Source organism: Brevundimonas sp. UBA2503 (assembly GCF_002341485.1).
Taxonomy (GTDB): Bacteria; Pseudomonadota; Alphaproteobacteria; order Caulobacterales; family Caulobacteraceae; genus Brevundimonas; species Brevundimonas halotolerans.
In genome coordinates, this window is the sequence record NZ_DDOD01000011.1 from 40,477 (window position 1) to 55,378 (window position 14,902).

18 protein-coding genes are annotated in these 14,902 nt (G+C 69.0%); 10 read left to right on the forward strand and 8 right to left on the reverse strand.

From position 1 onward, the window contains the following. Positions 1-49: 49 nt before the first annotated feature. The 3 genes from B4K74_RS05670 to B4K74_RS05680 are packed head-to-tail and all read left to right on the forward strand — an operon-like array spanning position 50 to position 3,930. A complete protein-coding gene (locus B4K74_RS05670; RefSeq protein ID WP_286692122.1) occupies positions 50-988 on the forward strand; it encodes a mechanosensitive ion channel family protein in 939 nt (312 codons plus the stop codon). Further along, positions 988-2,004 carry a threonine aldolase family protein gene (locus tag B4K74_RS05675; RefSeq protein ID WP_286692123.1) on the forward strand — a complete coding sequence of 339 codons (1,017 nt, stop codon included), beginning with the start codon at positions 988-990 and terminating at the stop codon, positions 2,002-2,004. The genes B4K74_RS05670 and B4K74_RS05675 overlap by 1 nt, the downstream gene beginning before the upstream one ends. Before the next feature lie 45 nt (positions 2,005-2,049). Further along, complete coding sequence (locus tag B4K74_RS05680) at positions 2,050-3,930, forward strand: ABCB family ABC transporter ATP-binding protein/permease (RefSeq protein ID WP_286692124.1); 1,881 nt, start codon at positions 2,050-2,052, stop codon at positions 3,928-3,930. Here the strand turns inward: B4K74_RS05680 and B4K74_RS05685 are convergent. From B4K74_RS05685 to B4K74_RS05695, 4 genes are all read right to left on the reverse strand, one after another. Further along, positions 3,927-4,877, reverse strand: a complete 951-nt coding sequence (locus B4K74_RS05685; RefSeq protein ID WP_286692125.1) for an acetyl-CoA carboxylase carboxyltransferase subunit alpha — start codon at positions 4,875-4,877, stop codon at positions 3,927-3,929. The two genes, B4K74_RS05680 and B4K74_RS05685, sit on opposite strands and share 4 nt — an antisense overlap. 83 nt (positions 4,878-4,960) lie before the next feature. After that, the gene (locus B4K74_RS13490) at positions 4,961-5,152 is read right to left on the reverse strand and encodes a type II toxin-antitoxin system HicA family toxin (RefSeq protein ID WP_123287532.1); all 192 of its coding nucleotides are present in this window, start codon (positions 5,150-5,152) and stop codon (positions 4,961-4,963) included. Positions 5,153-5,232: 80 nt separating this feature from the next. Next, on the reverse strand, positions 5,233-5,457 hold the full coding sequence (locus B4K74_RS05690; protein ID WP_286692126.1) for a DUF1902 domain-containing protein: 225 nt from the start codon (positions 5,455-5,457) through the stop codon (positions 5,233-5,235). Between the two features lie 18 nt (positions 5,458-5,475). Continuing rightward, the gene (locus tag B4K74_RS05695; RefSeq protein WP_286692127.1) at positions 5,476-6,378 is read right to left on the reverse strand and encodes a tyrosine recombinase; all 903 of its coding nucleotides are present in this window, start codon (positions 6,376-6,378) and stop codon (positions 5,476-5,478) included. Positions 6,379-6,432: 54 nt separating this feature from the next. Here B4K74_RS05695 and B4K74_RS05700 point away from each other — a divergent pair, with 54 nt between their 5' ends. Then, positions 6,433-7,005, forward strand: coding sequence for a shikimate kinase (locus B4K74_RS05700; RefSeq protein ID WP_123287526.1), 573 nt, complete (start codon positions 6,433-6,435; stop codon positions 7,003-7,005). Next, entirely contained in the window at positions 7,002-8,105 is a 1,104-nt protein-coding gene (gene aroB, locus B4K74_RS05705; RefSeq protein ID WP_286692128.1) for a 3-dehydroquinate synthase, read from the forward strand. The genes B4K74_RS05700 and aroB overlap by 4 nt, the downstream gene beginning before the upstream one ends. Here aroB and B4K74_RS05710 read toward each other — a convergent pair. After that, complete coding sequence (locus B4K74_RS05710) at positions 8,102-8,506, reverse strand: MliC family protein (RefSeq protein WP_286692129.1); 405 nt, start codon at positions 8,504-8,506, stop codon at positions 8,102-8,104. The genes aroB and B4K74_RS05710 overlap by 4 nt on opposite strands. Continuing rightward, entirely contained in the window at positions 8,503-8,997 is a 495-nt protein-coding gene (gene tadA / locus B4K74_RS05715) for a tRNA adenosine(34) deaminase TadA (RefSeq protein WP_286692130.1), read from the reverse strand. Before tadA ends, B4K74_RS05710 begins: the two co-directional genes overlap by 4 nt. A 12-nt stretch (positions 8,998-9,009) precedes the next feature. On the opposite strand from tadA, the gene B4K74_RS05720 reads away from it, so the two are divergent. Further along, positions 9,010-10,527, forward strand: coding sequence for a pseudouridine synthase (locus tag B4K74_RS05720; protein ID WP_286692131.1), 1,518 nt, complete (start codon positions 9,010-9,012; stop codon positions 10,525-10,527). On the opposite strand, the gene B4K74_RS05725 is transcribed toward B4K74_RS05720, so the two are convergent. Further along, entirely contained in the window at positions 10,519-11,190 is a 672-nt protein-coding gene (locus tag B4K74_RS05725) for a CDP-alcohol phosphatidyltransferase family protein (RefSeq protein ID WP_286692132.1), read from the reverse strand. The genes B4K74_RS05720 and B4K74_RS05725 overlap by 9 nt on opposite strands. Continuing rightward, positions 11,187-11,618 (reverse strand): hypothetical protein, encoded by a 432-nt coding sequence (locus B4K74_RS05730; RefSeq protein WP_286692133.1) that lies wholly within the window; start codon positions 11,616-11,618, stop codon positions 11,187-11,189. Before B4K74_RS05730 ends, B4K74_RS05725 begins: the two co-directional genes overlap by 4 nt. Before the next feature lie 12 nt (positions 11,619-11,630). Between B4K74_RS05730 and B4K74_RS05735 the strand changes: the two genes are divergently transcribed. From B4K74_RS05735 to B4K74_RS05750, 4 genes are read left to right on the forward strand one after another with little or no spacing between them, the layout of a single operon-like run. Next, positions 11,631-12,596, forward strand: a complete 966-nt coding sequence (locus B4K74_RS05735) for a phosphatidate cytidylyltransferase (RefSeq protein WP_286692134.1) — start codon at positions 11,631-11,633, stop codon at positions 12,594-12,596. Then, complete coding sequence (locus tag B4K74_RS05740; RefSeq protein WP_286692135.1) at positions 12,577-13,269, forward strand: lysophospholipid acyltransferase family protein; 693 nt, start codon at positions 12,577-12,579, stop codon at positions 13,267-13,269. Before B4K74_RS05735 ends, B4K74_RS05740 begins: the two co-directional genes overlap by 20 nt. Then, on the forward strand, positions 13,266-13,835 hold the full coding sequence (rsmD, locus tag B4K74_RS05745) for a 16S rRNA (guanine(966)-N(2))-methyltransferase RsmD (protein WP_286692136.1): 570 nt from the start codon (positions 13,266-13,268) through the stop codon (positions 13,833-13,835). The genes B4K74_RS05740 and rsmD overlap by 4 nt, the downstream gene beginning before the upstream one ends. Positions 13,836-13,838: 3 nt before the next feature. After that, positions 13,839-14,849, forward strand: a complete 1,011-nt coding sequence (locus tag B4K74_RS05750; protein WP_286692137.1) for a Kelch repeat-containing protein — start codon at positions 13,839-13,841, stop codon at positions 14,847-14,849. Positions 14,850-14,902: the final 53 nt, after the last annotated feature.

A 14,902-nucleotide genomic window follows, 5' to 3' on the forward strand; every position in this document is an offset into this window, starting at 1 on the left:
TTGCCGGTCAGGGGGTTCACAAGCCTTTCCGGGGCGCTAGACCCGGGGCATGACTGACACCAGCCTTCTTGCCTCGACCCTGGCCTCGAGCCGGGATGCCGTGACCCTTGATGCCGCCCTGGTCGCCAAGGCGACCCAACTGGTCGGCGATTTTGCCGTCAATCTGACGCTGGCGATCCTGATCCTGATCGCAACGGTGATCGCCTCGCGCTGGGCCGCCTCGGCGGCGCGCAAGGGGCTGGGTCGGGTCAGCGCCTTCCGCCACGACTCAACGGTTCTCAGCTTTGCGGTGCAGATCGTCCGCGTGTCGGTGCTGATCCTGGGCCTGATCGCCGTGCTGCAGCGTCTGGGCGTACAGACCACCTCGATCATTGCCGTTCTGGGTGCCGCCTCGCTGGCCGTTGGTCTGGCGTTGCAGGGCACGCTTTCCAATGTGGCGGCGGGGGTCATGCTGCTGATCCTGCGGCCGTATCGGGTGGGGGATGTGGTCGACATCGGTGGTGTCACGGCGTCGGTGCAGAAGCTGGACCTGTTCACCACGCAGCTCAGCAATGCCAGCAATCACAAGATCGTCGTGCCGAACTCGCTGGTTCTGGGCGACCGCATCCTGAATTTCTCGGGTCAGACCCGGCGCCGCGTCGAGATCGATTTCACCGTGGGCTATGGCGAGGACCTGAAGGCCGCCCGCGAGGTCCTCGAGGCCGTCGCGAGGCAGCATGACAGCGTGATGGAGGACCCGCCCGTCTGGTCGGGCGTGACGGGTCTGCTGGACAGCGCGGTCCAGATCACCCTGCACGCGTGGGTGTTTTCCGGCGACTGGTGGCAGACCCAGGCGGATCTGATGCAGGCTGGCAAGGAAGCGCTGGATGAGGCCGGTATCGAGATTCCGTTCCCGCATCAGGTCGAGGTGCCGCACAAGGGCGCCGACCTGGCACGTCTGGTGATGGTCACCGCAGATAAGGGCGACGACCGGGAAAGCGACTCCTGATGCGCTATGATTTCGGCTCCGACAACACGGCGGGCATGGCGCCGGAGGCCCTGGCGGCCCTGACGCAGGCCAATGACGGCTTTGCGCGTGCCTATGGCACCGATGTCGTCAGCACGCGCGCGGCGGACCTGATCCGGCAAAGGCTGGATGCCGAGGCCGAGGTGCGGTTCGTGTTTTCGGGCACGGCGGCCAATTCGCTGGCCCTGTCGATGCTGGCCTGGCCGTTCGAGGCCGTGCTGGCGCACCATGCGGCGCATGTCTGTACGGATGAGACCGGAGCGCCGGGCTTTTTCGGGCAGGGCGTCGGCCTGATCGGTCTGCCGGGGTTTTCGGGCAAGATCGACGTCGGTGCGCTGACGGCGCATCTGGCCGAGACCGAGGTCGGCCACCGCCAGCCGCCTGCGGCCCTGTCGCTGACCCAGGCCACGGAATACGGCACCGTCTATACGCATGACGAGCTGAAGGCCCTGATCGATCCGGTCAAGGCGCGCGGGCATGGCGTGCACATGGACGGGGCGCGGCTGGCCAATGCTGTGGCGGCAGGCTTTGATCTGAAATCCATCGCCGGGCTGGGTGTCGATGTTCTGGTGCTGGGCGGGGCCAAGGCGGGAGCCCTGTGCTGTGAGGCGCTGGTGATGTTCGACACCTCGCTGGCCCGGCGGATCGACAACCGGCTGAAACAGGCCGGGCAGATGGCGTCCAAGGGCCGTTTCCTGGCGGCACCCCTGCTGGGCCTGTTGGAGACGGGCGCCTGGGAAAGCCACGCCGCCCACGCCAATGCCATGGCGCTGAAACTGGCCGAGGGGATTGTGACGCGCTCGCCGCATGTTCTGGCCCATCCGGTCGAGGCCAATGCCGTGTTCGTCCGTATGCCGGCGGCGGCGCACCAGCGTCTGAATGAGGCGGGCTGGGCCTGCTACCGGTTCGATGACGGGTCGGTGCGGTTCGTCTGTTCCTGGGCGACGACGGTCGAGGCCGTCGAGGAACTGGTCGAGACGATCGCCGGGATTGGCTGACGGCTTTGTCAAACCCGCAGCGCGCGCCATATAGGGCCCATGGCGATGCGCGGTGAACGAGGGCGGGGGCGCAATGTCGACCCCGCGGCAAAGACTCTGGACGGCGCGGTTGCGGACACGCCTGCGGATACGCCCTCGACATGGAAGGCGCTGGCCGATCTGTTCGGCGTGGTCGGCCGGTCGGGCGCGCCACAGCTGCGGCTGAGGATCACGGCGGCCCTGACCCTGACCCTGCTGGGCAAGGCGCTGGGCGTGGCGGCACCGGTCCTGCTGGGCATTGCCGTCAATGAACTGGCGGCGGGGCAGGGCGCGGCCGTCGCGGTCGGCTGGGGCTTTGCCGCCTTTGCGTTGGGCTGGGCCGGGGTGCGGTTCCTGTCCTCGGTGACGCCGCAGCTGTCGGATGTGGTGTTCGCGCCGGTGCGGGCCGCAGCCCAGCGCAAGATGGCCGCTGACACCTTTTCCCACGCCCTGTCGCTGTCGCTGGATTTTCACCAGACCAAGCGGTCGGGCGCCCTGTCGCGGATCATGGAGCGGGGGTCGCGTGCCGTTGATTTCCTGCTGCGCATCATCGTCTTCAACCTGGCACCGACGGGAATCGAGCTGATCCTGGCCGCCGGGGTGCTGGGCGCGCGCTATGACTGGCGGTTCGCGGCCGTGGCCGTGGCGGTGGTAGTCATCTATGCGGCCGTGACCTTTGGCATGGCCGGCTGGCGGCTCGAGCATCGCCGGGCGATGAATGCGGCCGACTCCGAGGCGGCGGGCCTGTCAGTCGATGCCCTGTTGAACTATGAGACGGTCAAGTCGTTCGGGGCCGAGACCCGGACATCCAGTCGCTATGATCAGGCCCTGACCACCTATGTGCAGGCGGCGCTGAAGGCCAATAACTCGCTGGCCATGCTGAATGGCATCCAGGCCCTGATCATGAACCTGGGTCTGGCCATCATGGCCGTCATGGCAGGGTTCGAGGCCGCCGCCGGGCGGCTGGGACCGGGCGATGTGATGGCGGCGGTGCTGATCCTGATCTCCCTCTATGCCCCGCTGAACATTCTGGGTTTTGCCTATCGGGAGATCCGCCAGGGCTTCATCGACATGGAAGAGCTGCTGAAGGTCACGCGCCAGCGGCCGCAGGTGGCCGACGCGCCGAACGCTCATGATCTGGTGCGGCCACTGGACGCGCGCGGCGGCTGTCTGGCGTTCGAGGATGTCAGCTTCCGCCATGATGCCCGCGCCGCAGGGCTGGAGGATGTGCGCTTCACGCTGGAGCCCGGTCAGACCGTGGCCCTCGTCGGGCCGTCGGGGGCGGGCAAGTCGACGGTGGTCAAGCTGGCCCTGAGGCTGCTGGACCCCCAGACCGGGAGGGTGACCATCGATGGCGAGGATGCGACGGCCGTGACCCAGGCCTCGCTGCGCAGCGCCATGTCGCTGGTGCCGCAGGATGTGGCCCTGTTCAACGATACGCTCCGGTCCAACATCGCCTTCGCCCGGCCCGAGGCGAGCGAGGAAGACATCTGGCAGGCGGCCGAGGCGGCGGAACTGGCGACCTTCATCCGCACCCTCCCGAACGGGCTGGACACCAAGGTCGGCGAGCGGGGGCTGAAGCTGTCGGGCGGGGAGCGCCAGCGCGTCGGCATCGCCCGCGCCCTGCTGGCCGATCCGCGCATCCTGATCCTCGACGAAGCGACCAGCGCGCTGGACAGCCGCACGGAACAGGCCATTCAGAAGACGCTGAGGAAGGCCCGGGCCGGGCGGTCAACGCTCGTCGTCGCCCACCGGCTTTCGACCGTGGCCGACGCCGATCTGATCCTGGTCCTGAAGGACGGGCGCGTGGTCGAACGCGGCACGCACACTGAACTGGTGGCGCGTCAGGGGGGTGAGTACGCGACCCTGTGGCGCAAGCAGACCCGGGGCTCGGCCCTGAAGGCCTAGCTCATGCGGCCGATGGCGTAGAAGCGTTCGGCGCGTTTGCGGCGCAGGTCTTCGGGCGAGAGGCCCTTCATCGCCTCCAGCTCTTCGGCCAGGACGTCGCCGACGTTGGCAATGGCGGTGGCGCGGTCGCTGTGGGCCCCGCCGACCGGTTCGGGGATCAGGCGATCCACGATCTTGAGCGCCATCAGGTCGGGACCGGTGATCTTCATGGCCATGGCGGCGTCACGGGCCCGGGCGCCGTCGCGCCACAGGATTCCGGCGGCGCCTTCGGGCGAGATCACCGAATAGATGGAATGCTCCAGCATCAGCACGCGGCTGGCGGCGGCGATGGCGATGGCGCCGCCGGAGCCGCCCTCGCCGGTGACGGTGGCAATGGAGGGGACGCCCAACGTGAGGCAGCGCTCGGTCGAGCGCGCGATGGCCTCGGCCTGACCGCGCTCTTCGGCGCCCAGCCCCGGATAGGCCCCGGCGGTGTCGACAAAGGTCAGGACGGGCAGGCTGTACTGTTCGGCCAGATCCATCAGGCGCACGGCCTTGCGATAGCCCTCGGGCCGGGCCATGCCGAAATTGTGGGTCAGGCGGGTCTGGGTGTCGTGGCCCTTCTCCTGGCCCATGACCAGGACGGGACGGTCGCGGAAGCGGGCGAGACCGCCAATGATGGCCTGATCGTCGCCGAACTGACGGTCGCCGTGCAGCTCGACAAAGTCGGTGAACAGACCGTCGATATAGTCGACCAGATGCGGACGCTGGGGGTGGCGGGCCACCTGGGTCTTCATCCAGGGGTCCAGCTTGCCATAAATCTTGCGGCGCAGTTCCTCGGCCTTGCGAGTCAAACCGGCGACTTCGGTCTCGAACGAGCCCGCCGTTTCGGACAGCAGCGACAGCTCCTCGATCTTGGCTTCGAGGTCGGCAATCGGCTTTTCGAACTCGAGATAGTGGGTGGCCATGAAGGCATCCTGCGGCGGGCGGAGATTTCGTCCCGGGAAGGCGGCGGAACCTAGTGGCCCAAACGCCGGGGAGCAAGCGGGGTTCAGAAGGCCTTGGGCAGACCGGCCTGTTTCAGGATGGCGTTGGCGATGTGTCTGAGCGGTTTGCCAGGGACAGTGACCTGACGTCCCTCGCCGTTTCGCCATTTTTCGTGGCTGCCCTTGCCCCCGGGAACCCTGATGTAGCCCGCGTCACGCAGTTTCCGGGTTAGATCGCGATAGTAATCCTGAACCATCAGCCGTTCCTCAATCCGGGCGGACGTGTTCCACCGGTCTTGGGTCGATCATAGATGTGGATGGAACGGCGCAACGCCGCTCAGGCCGCAGCCAGATCCAACTGCCGCGCGGCCTCGAAACGGATCGTCACCGGCTCGTGAATGTCCATGTTCGAGGCGAGCAAGTCCGGCGCGAAATGCCGGATCAGATCTTCAAACTCGGCCAAGGTTTCGGTCTGCAGGACGAGGCCCGGAATGTCGGACTCGCTGTACCAGACGCCTGCCTCGGCGTCCCAGTTGGCCTTGACATAGAATGAGTGCGCCATGGACAGGACTATGCCCTGTCATGGCTTGCGCGCCAAGGGATGCTTGTCGCGGACGACGCGGGACAGGTGGTCGCGGGCGACGTGAGTGTAGATCTGGGTGGTCGAGATGTCGGCGTGGCCCAGCAGGGTCTGGACGACGCGCAGATCGGCGCCGCCTTCCAGCAGATGGGTGGCAAAGGCATGGCGCAGCACGTGCGGGGTCACGCGGCCGCGCTCCAGTCCGGCATCGAGGGCCGCCTGCTCCAGCAACTGGGCGAAACGGCGCGGGGTCAGGTGGCCCGAGGCGCCGGTCGAGGGGAACAGCCAGACGCTGTCGGGGGCCTTCGGCTTACGGGCCGCATCGCGCACGGCCAGCCAGGCCTGGACCGCGCGGCGCGCGGCGGGGCCGATGGGGGCCAGCCGCTCCTTGCCGCCCTTGCCCCTGACGATCAGATGGTCGGGATCGCGGCGGAAGGGCTCGACCCGGAGCGCCAGCAGTTCAGAGACCCTGAGGCCCGAGGCATAGGCCAGCTCGACCAGGGTCAGCAGGCGCAGGGCCGGGGCGCCGTCGCGCTCCATCAGCCGTTCGAACAGGCGTTCGATTTCCTCGCGGCTGAGCACTTTCGGCAGGGGGCGGCCGCGCGTCGGGGCCTCCAGACGGCGGGAGGGGTCGTCCTTGCGCCAGCCCTCGGACAGGGCAAAGCGGTAGAATTGGCGCACGGCCGAGCGTCGCCGGGCCGCGGTCGCTGCCGACAGGCCAGACTGCGACAGGCCCGCGAACCACCCCTCTACCGCCTGCGAATCGGCTCCCATCAGGCCACCAGTCTTGCCGAGGGTTGCCTCGGCATCGGCGAGGTCGCGCCCGTAGGCGGCCAAGGTATTGGGCGCGGCATCGCGTTCGACCGCCATCATCTCCAGAAAGGCTTCGATCTGGGGGGTCACATCCGGCCTTGGCTGTGGCGCGTTGCGCGCCATGGTGTAGAGGTCGAACGGATCATGACCCCAGCCGCTTCTGACGCCAAGCCTGCCTCGACCGTGACCGTCGACCGCACCATCGCCCTGATCGGGCTGATGGGGGTGGGCAAGTCGACCGTCGGACGGCGGCTGGCCCGACGGCTGGGTCTGCCATTCGCCGATGGCGATACCGAGATCGAGGAAGCGGCGGGGATGACGGTGTCGGACATCTTCTCCCTGTATGGCGAGGAGGAGTTCCGGGCCGGGGAGGCGCGGGTCATGAAGCGGCTGGTCGAGGGCCCGCCTATGGTGTTGGCGACCGGCGGCGGGGCGGTGATGAACCCCGAGACCCGGGCGCTGCTGAAGGACAAGGCCCTGACGGTGTGGATGCGCGCTGACCTGCAGGTGGTGGCCGAGCGGGTCCGGCGGCGCGATACCCGGCCCCTGCTGCGCGGCCGTGACCCGCTGGAGACACTGAAGCGCATGGCCGAGGTCCGCTATCCCATCTACGCCTTTGCCGATGTGACAGTCGATGTGGGGACGGGGGCCCATTCCCAGTCGGTCGACACCATCGTCGAGGCGCTTGCCGCCTACCATCAGGGACAGGCGTCATGAGCCGAATCGTCGGGGTCTCAGGCGAGGGCTTTCGGCCGTATGAGGTGGTTATCGGACCGGGGCTTCTGGCTGGAATCGCCGGGATCTCCGAGGTGCGCCCCGGACGCTCGGTCGCCGTCGTGTCGGACGAGACTGTTTTTGGCTTGTATGGCGCGGGCGTGGTCGAGGCGCTGGATGCGGTGGGGGCCCGGGCCGGGTCGGTTGTCGTGCCGGCGGGCGAGGCCAGCAAGTCCTTTGGTCAGCTGGAGCATGTGCTGGATGGCCTCATGGCGCACGGGCTGGACCGGTCAAGTCTGGTGATCGCGCTGGGCGGGGGGGTGATCGGGGATCTGGCGGGCTTGGCCGCCGCCCTGTTCATGCGCGGCATAGACTTTGTTCAGGTGCCCACGACCCTGCTGGCCCAGGTGGATTCCTCGGTGGGCGGCAAGACGGCGATCGACACGCCGCGCGGCAAGAATCTGGTCGGAGCGTTTCACCAGCCGCGCCGGGTGCTGGCGGACACCGATGTGCTCAAGACCCTGCCGCTGCGTCAGCTGCGCTCGGGCTGGGCGGAGATGCTGAAGCATGGCCTGCTGGGCGACGCGGCCTATTTCGACCAGCTGGCGGCGGTCGGCGACCCTGTCGGGATGGCTGACGATGCGCTGGCCGATGCCATCGAGCGCTCGGTGCGGATCAAGGCCGCCGTGGTCGGGGCCGACGAGAAGGAGGCGGGGGCCCGGGCCCTGCTGAACCTCGGTCACACCTTCGGCCATGCGCTGGAGGCCGAGCTGGGCTTTGACGAGGATGTGCTGACCCATGGCGAGGCGGTCGCGCTGGGCTGTGTGCTGGCGTTTGGCTTCTCGGCGCGGGAGGGGCTGTGCCCGCCTTCAGATGTGGAGCGCGTGGCTGACGTGGTGGCGAGGTCCGGCCTGCCGACGGATCTGGCGAGCGTGGCCGGGTTCAAGGCCGAGGGGGTGCTGGCCCGCATGACCGAGGACAAGAAGGCCGAGGGCGGACGTCTGACGCTGGTTCTGGCGCGAGGTATCGGTGAAGCCTTCGTCGCCCGGGATGTCGATGCGGGTCGGGTACGCGCCTTTTTGAACGAGGCGGGGGCGTCCTAGTCGACCGCCCGGCATTCGACGGGGTCGCGGTCCCCGACGGTCCAGACGGCGGTCGTGCCTTCGCCGCGCAACTCATTGCCGCTGGCGCGATACCAGATGCCTGTCTCGGCCCGTTCGAGGTGCAGGTCGAAGGCCTGGCCCATTGAGTTGCGAACGGTGGCCATCTCGCGTGCATTGTCGAAGTCGACCGTGAGTCGGTCCCCGCCGACGCAGACGTAGGAGGCCTGCACTTCCCGATGCAGCATGCGCTCCTGAATCTCGGCACCGGTGCGGCGACGAGCCGTCTGGGCCTCGACGGCGCGTTGCTGGACGGCATCTCCGTCCGAGGTCACCGGTGTGGGTTCCTCGCAGGCCGAGAGGGCCGCCAGCAGTCCGGCAGAGATCAACAGGGCTCGTATCATTCGCTTTGCCCCTCCACAGGCGACTGTGCGTCGGAACGGCTGTGAGGCCTGGCCGTTCCCCTCCGCGCCCGGAAGAATCGTTTCAGCAGACCGGCGGCCTCGTCGGCCAGCAGCCCGCCCTCGACCGCGGGGCGCCAGTGACAGGTCGGCTGGTCGAAGATGCGCGGGCCGTGAACCACGCCACCGCCCTTGGGGTCATCGGCGGCCCAGACGACGCGTCCGATGCGGGCAAGGCTGATCGCGCCGGCGCACATGGGGCAGGGCTCGAGCGTGACGTAGAGGGTCAAGCCGGTCAGGCGATAATTGCCGAGGTTTTCGGCCCCCGCGCGCAGGGCGATGATCTCGGCATGGGCGGTGGGATCACAGGTCGAAATGGGCCGGTTCGACCCCTCGGCGAGCACGGTTCCGGTCGTCTCATCAACCAGAATTGCGCCGACGGGGACCTCGTCCACGTCCGCCGCCGCTTGCGCCAGGGCCAATGCCATGCGCATGAACCGCTCATCATGGACCGCCATTCAAAAGACAACGACAAGAAGCCCCGCCCGCGTCAAGAGGGAGGCGCTTTCGCCGACCGCAAACCCGGGGGCAAGTACGACCGCGACAAGCCCCGGAGTGACAAGCCTCGGGGGGACAGACCGCGCGGCGACAAGCCGGGGGGCGACAGGGGTCGCGACGACAAGGCCGGCGGCAAGCCCGCGCCCAAACGCACCGAGCGCATCGCCAAGGCGCTGGCCCGGGCCGGAATCGCGTCCCGGCGTGAGGTCGAACGGCTGATCGGTCTGGGCCAGGTGGCGGTCAACGGCAAGATTCTGGATACGCCCGCGACGCTGGTGACCCGCGACGACGTGATCACGGTAAACGGCAAGCCGGTGGGCGCCGCCGAGGCGACGCGCGTCTGGCGCTATCACAAGCCGGCCGGGCTGGTGACCTCGCATATGGACCCGGCGGGACGACCGACGGTGTTTGACGCCCTGCCCAGTGGTCTGCCGCGGGTGATCTCGGTCGGACGTCTGGACCTGAACACCGAGGGCCTGCTGCTGCTGACCAATGACGGCGAGCTGAGCCGGGCGCTGGAACTGCCGACTTCGGCGCTGGTGCGTCAGTACCGGGCGCGGGCCCGGGGGCGCATCACCCAGGAGAAGCTGGATACGCTGAAGACCGGTACGACCGTCGACGGCATCCACTATGGGCCCATCGAGGCGACCATCGACAAGGCCAAGGAGAAGGCTGGCGACGACGGCCACGCCCCGGCCAATCTGTGGCTGAGCGTGTCAATCACCGAGGGCAAGAACCGCGAGGTCCGCAAGGTGCTGGAGTCGGTCGGACTGACGGTCAACCGGCTGATCCGTCTGGCGTACGGACCGTTCCAGCTGGGCACGCTGCCGGTCGGCTCGGTCGAGGAGATCGGCCCCCGGGTGATCCGCGAAATGCTGGCCGACCATATCCGCCCCGAGAACCTGCCGCAGGGCAATACGGTGTCGACCCCCGCCCCCATCCCCGGACGGCGCCCGCGCGGCCCTGTGGTGGTCGGCAAGTCGGGCTCGGCCCTGTCGGACCCCTCGCGCAAGCCCAGCCGGGTGCGGGCCGCAGGCGTCGCCACGACCGAGGCCGCCGAGCGGGCCGAGACCGGACGCCGGGCGCCGAAGAAGGAGGGCTGGGCCAAGGCCGCGCCCCGCACCAGCCATCCCAAACGAGACTTCAAGCCGCGCGCCGGGGCTCCGGGCGCAGAGAATGCTGATCGGCCCAAGCGCGCCTATGGTGCCCGCCCGACCGGCGATGGCCCCAAGCGGGACTACAAGCCCCGGTCGGAGTCGGGCGACCGCCCGGCCCGGGATTTCAAATCGCGCGATGACAAGCCTCGGTCCGGCAAGCCTGCAGGCGCCCGTCCCGGCGGCGAACGTCCCCGCTCGGGCCCGCCTGGACGCGGGGGGCCCGGCAAGCCCGGTGGCTCAGGCGGCAAACCCGGTGGACGCCCGGGTGGGCCCGCCGGCGGGCGCGGCAGTCCGAGACGCTCAAGCTGATCCGTCGCGAGCTTTCAGCCAGGCGGCAAGGCGCAGGGTGCGTCGCACCACGGTCACGGCGGTCAGCAGCACGATGACGGCCAGCGCCAGCCACAGGGCGGCGAAGCTGTAGTCCGAAAGCGTCAGGGCCAGTCCGGCGGCGACCAGACAGCCCAGCGTCAGGGCGGCCATCCGGTGCGGCTTGGCGCCCGGGCCGGTGAAGTCTGCAGCCTGACCCAGGGCTCGGCCCAACTCGCGGATATAGGCGGTCAGCACGGCCAGCAGGGCGGCGGTCCAGCCCAGCATCGGGCCGAAGGCGGGGTCATAGACCCTGAGCGCCATGCCTGCGCCTACGAGGAACAGGGCGTCGGCGATGCGGTCCGGCAGTTCGTTCCAGACCGGGCCGAGCGGGCCTCCGCGTCCGTGTTCGACCGCTACCATGCCGTCCAGAAGGTTGGCCAAAAGGCGCAGCTGGATCGCCACCCCGGCGGCAAACAGCCAGCCAGCACGCTCGGCGCCTTCTGCCGTGGCCGACATCCAGAAGGCCCAGAACCCGACGCCTGCGAACACCACACTGAGGGCCGAGATGGTGTCGGGCGACAGACCCATGCGGGCGCAAAGCCGGGCGAGGCCGGTGGCCCAGCCCGTGCCACGCGACTTCAGGGGGCGGCGGTTGTCGGTCATGGCGCTCTCCGCAGGCTGGCCACATAGACGAAGGCATAGGTGGTCGAGACGGTCCACGGCACAGCCAGCGTGGCCCAGACCTCGGGCGTGCCAGCGAGGGTGTGGGCGCAAAACAGCACCCCGGCGATGGTCAGGCAGCTGACCAGCGGCGGCACCAGCCGGGCGGCCAGACCGTCCAGGCGGCGAAAGCCGGCCTCGAGCCCGCGCTTCATGATCAGGGTGATCAGGGCCGACAGCGCCCCCTGCACGAGGGCGGCCAACAGCAGGTCCGGCAGGGGGTGGTCGCGATTGGCAAAGGCCGCCCAGCTGCCCATGGCCAGACCGCCCAGTGCCAAATGCACGGCGGTCGACCGGAACAGGGATGTCGAGAAGGTCTGCCGCGCGGGCCGGTTCTGGGGCATGGTCGGGCCGATGTGTGATTCCAGCATGAGACTAGACACATGATGGCGCCGCTGACAGCCGGGCCTTTCAGCCTGCATCCGCACGTGGCTATGGGGCTGGCGGCGGTGCTGGCCGTGCTGACGCTGGCCTCGGTGCTGGTACTGGCCCTGCCGCGCCTGAAGCCGGGGTTCGACGCGACCGAGCTGCGGCTTCGGGTCTGGTCGTGGTGGGGGATGGTGGCCCTGACGGGGGCGGCGCTGGCGCTGGGCTGGCCCGCCGTGACGGTGCTGTTTGCGCTGGTGGCGTTCATCGCGCTGCGGGAGTTCCTGTCGCTGGCCCCCTTGCGCCGCGAGGACCGGTTGATCGTCCTGTTCGCCTATCTGACGGTGCCGCTGGCGTTCGGACTCGTAGTTCTGGATATGTACGGCATCTATGTCGTGTCGATCCCGGTGTGGTTCTTCCTGACCGTGCCCTTCCTGATGGCGCTGGCCGGGCAGACGCGGGCCTATCTGGCGACGGTCGCAACCCTGACCTGGGCGGTGATCGTGTGCGTCTATACGCTGGGCACCATCCCCCTGCTGATGCGGTTGCCCGACAGCGAGGCTCCGGCGGGGGCGGCGGGTCTGGTGTTCCTGCTGCTGTTCGTGACAGAGGCCAACGATGTACTGCAGTACATCTGTGGCAAGGCCTTCGGGCGGCACAAGATCGTGCCGAAGGTCAGCCCGAACAAGACGTGGGAGGGGTTCCTGGGCGGCTGGATCCTGAGCGCGGGACTGTTCTGGTTCCTCGCCCCGGTGTTCACCGGCCTTGACCGGATCGAGGCATTGATCGTGGCGCTGGTGCTGCCGGTCGCAGGCTTTGCCGGGGACGTGACCATGAGCGCGGTCAAGCGAGATCTGGGCGTCAAGGACACCAGCCGCCTGATCCCCGGGCATGGCGGGGTGCTGGACCGGATCGACAGCCTGACCTTTACCGCGCCGCTCTATTTCCACCTGATGGCCTATTATGCGCTCGACCGGTACTGAGCCTGCCCCCACCGAGCCTGCGCGCCCGTTCGGCTGGGGGCGGACGCTGTTCCTGACGCTGGTGGCGCGGCCGCTGGTGCGGTTCATGACGGGCATGGATGTGGTGGGACGCGAGCACCTGCCCCGGCGCGGTCCGGCGATCGTGGCGGCCAATCACAACAGCCATATGGACGCCTTCATCCTGCTGGGCCTGTTCCCGATCGGGGCGCTGCATCAGGTCAGGCCCGTGGCGGCGGCCGACTATTTCCTCGCCAATCCGGTGGTCAGCTGGATGTCGCGGCGGGTCGTGGGGATCACGCCGATCTCGCGCACGGTGAAGCGCGGCGAGGATGTGCTGGCCCCGGCGCGCGAGGCGCTGGCGCGCGGTGAGATCATTCTGGTCTTCCCCGAGGGCACGCGCAGCCGCGACGGGCGGATGGCGCCGCTGAAGGCCGGGGTGGCGCGGCTGGCCGAGGCCTTTCCCGAGGTGCCGGTCGTACCCGTGTGGATCCAGGGCGCGGGCCGGGTCCTGCCCAAGGGGGCGATCACGCCGGTGCCGATGAACTGCACCGCCATGGTCGGCGAGCCCGTGCGCTGGACAGGCGACAAGCATGGCTTCATGGCCGAGCTGAAGACGCGGCTGGACGCCCTGGCCGAGGCGGCGCCGCCGCAAAAGTGGAGTGAGGACGCATGAGGATCGTCGCCGGACGGCTCAAGGGCCGGGCCATCGTCGCGCCGGAGGGCCAGGGGACCCGCCCGACCAGCGACCGGGCGCGGCAGGCCATCTTCAATGTGTTGGAGCATGCGGCCTGGTCAGAACCGCTGACGGGGGCACGGGTCATGGACCTTTATGCCGGATCGGGCGCGCTGGGCTTTGAGGCGATGAGCCGGGGGGCGGCCTTTTGCCTGTTCGTCGAGACGTCGGATGCGGCGCGCGGCGCGATCCGCGAGAATGCCGACGCTTATGGCTTGATGGGAGCGACCCGGGTGCACCGCCGCGATGCGACAGATCTGGGCGTGCGTCCCGGCTCGGCGGGCGAGGCCTTTTCCCTTGCGTTTCTGGACCCCCCCTACGGGAAGGGGTTGGGCGAGCAGACGCTGGACCGGTTGCGCGAGGGGAATTGGCTGGCGCCCGGCGCGATCGTGGTGCTCGAACGAGGGGCGAACGAGCCGGACATCGCAACACCCGGCTATGCGCGACTGGATCAGCGGACGTATGGCGCGGCCCAGGTGCTGTTCCTGCGACACGAGGGGGTTTGAGGCATGGATCGACGCAGTTTTCTGACCGCCAGTGCGGCGCTGGGCGTGATGGGCAACGGCCGTGTCGCAAGCGGCGGCTGGAGTGCGGCTGCGGCCATGCCCTGGCCCGCGCAGGAGATCTATGCGGCGACAACCGGCAGCCGTATCGTCACGGCCGGCGGGCTGGTCTCGCGTCAGGGCCAGCCCCTGCACATCGAGCGGCGGGTTGCTGTGCTGGAGACTGCGACCGGGGTCTGGTCCGAGGGGCCGATGCTGCCCCAGCCCCGGCATCACCCGATGATGGTGGCCGACGGCGCCGGGCGGATGCTGGCCATCGGCGGCTATCGCCGGGGCGAGGCGGGGGAATGGGTCAATAGTCTGGAGACCTGGGTGCTGGAGGGCGACAGCTGGCGCTCGCTGGATCCGCTGCCACGCCCGCAGGCCGAGGCGGTCGGAGCGCTGCTGGCCGGGCGGGTGCATCTGGTCACCGGGCGCTCGCCCATTGGCGAAGCCAACGGCAACTGGCCGGATCAGGGTGACGTCGACACCCATCTGGCGCTGGACCCGGTGACGGGCCGATGGGAGACGCTGACGCCCGCCCCGATGGCGCGGAACAGCGCGGCGGTGGCGGTGCTGGACGGGTGCCTGTGGATCGCGGGCGGTCGCACGGTGCAGGGTGGCGGCACCGGCCGGCTGGACCGCTATGATCCGGTGGCCGACCGCTGGGACACGCTGGCGCCGATTCCGGTCTCCGACAGCGGCCAGCAGGTGGGTGGCGGTCTGGCCATGGGGGCGGTCGGCGGCAAACTGGTGGCGTCCGGAGGCGAATGGTTTGCGCCGGGCGGCGGCGGGGTGTTTCCGGAGACATGGATCTATGACCCCGCAACCGACGCCTGGAGCCGGGGCCCGGACATGATCACCCCGCGTCACGGCCTGGCCGCGGCCGTCGTGGGAGATCGTCTGTACGCCATTGCCGGGGGAGAGGTGGTCGGCGGCGGGCGGGCCGGGGGCGTGGTTGAGGTGTTCGAGTTTTAGGGCATCTCAAGGAAGTAAGAGGTTCATCACAGCGGACACAACGAAGGCACAGC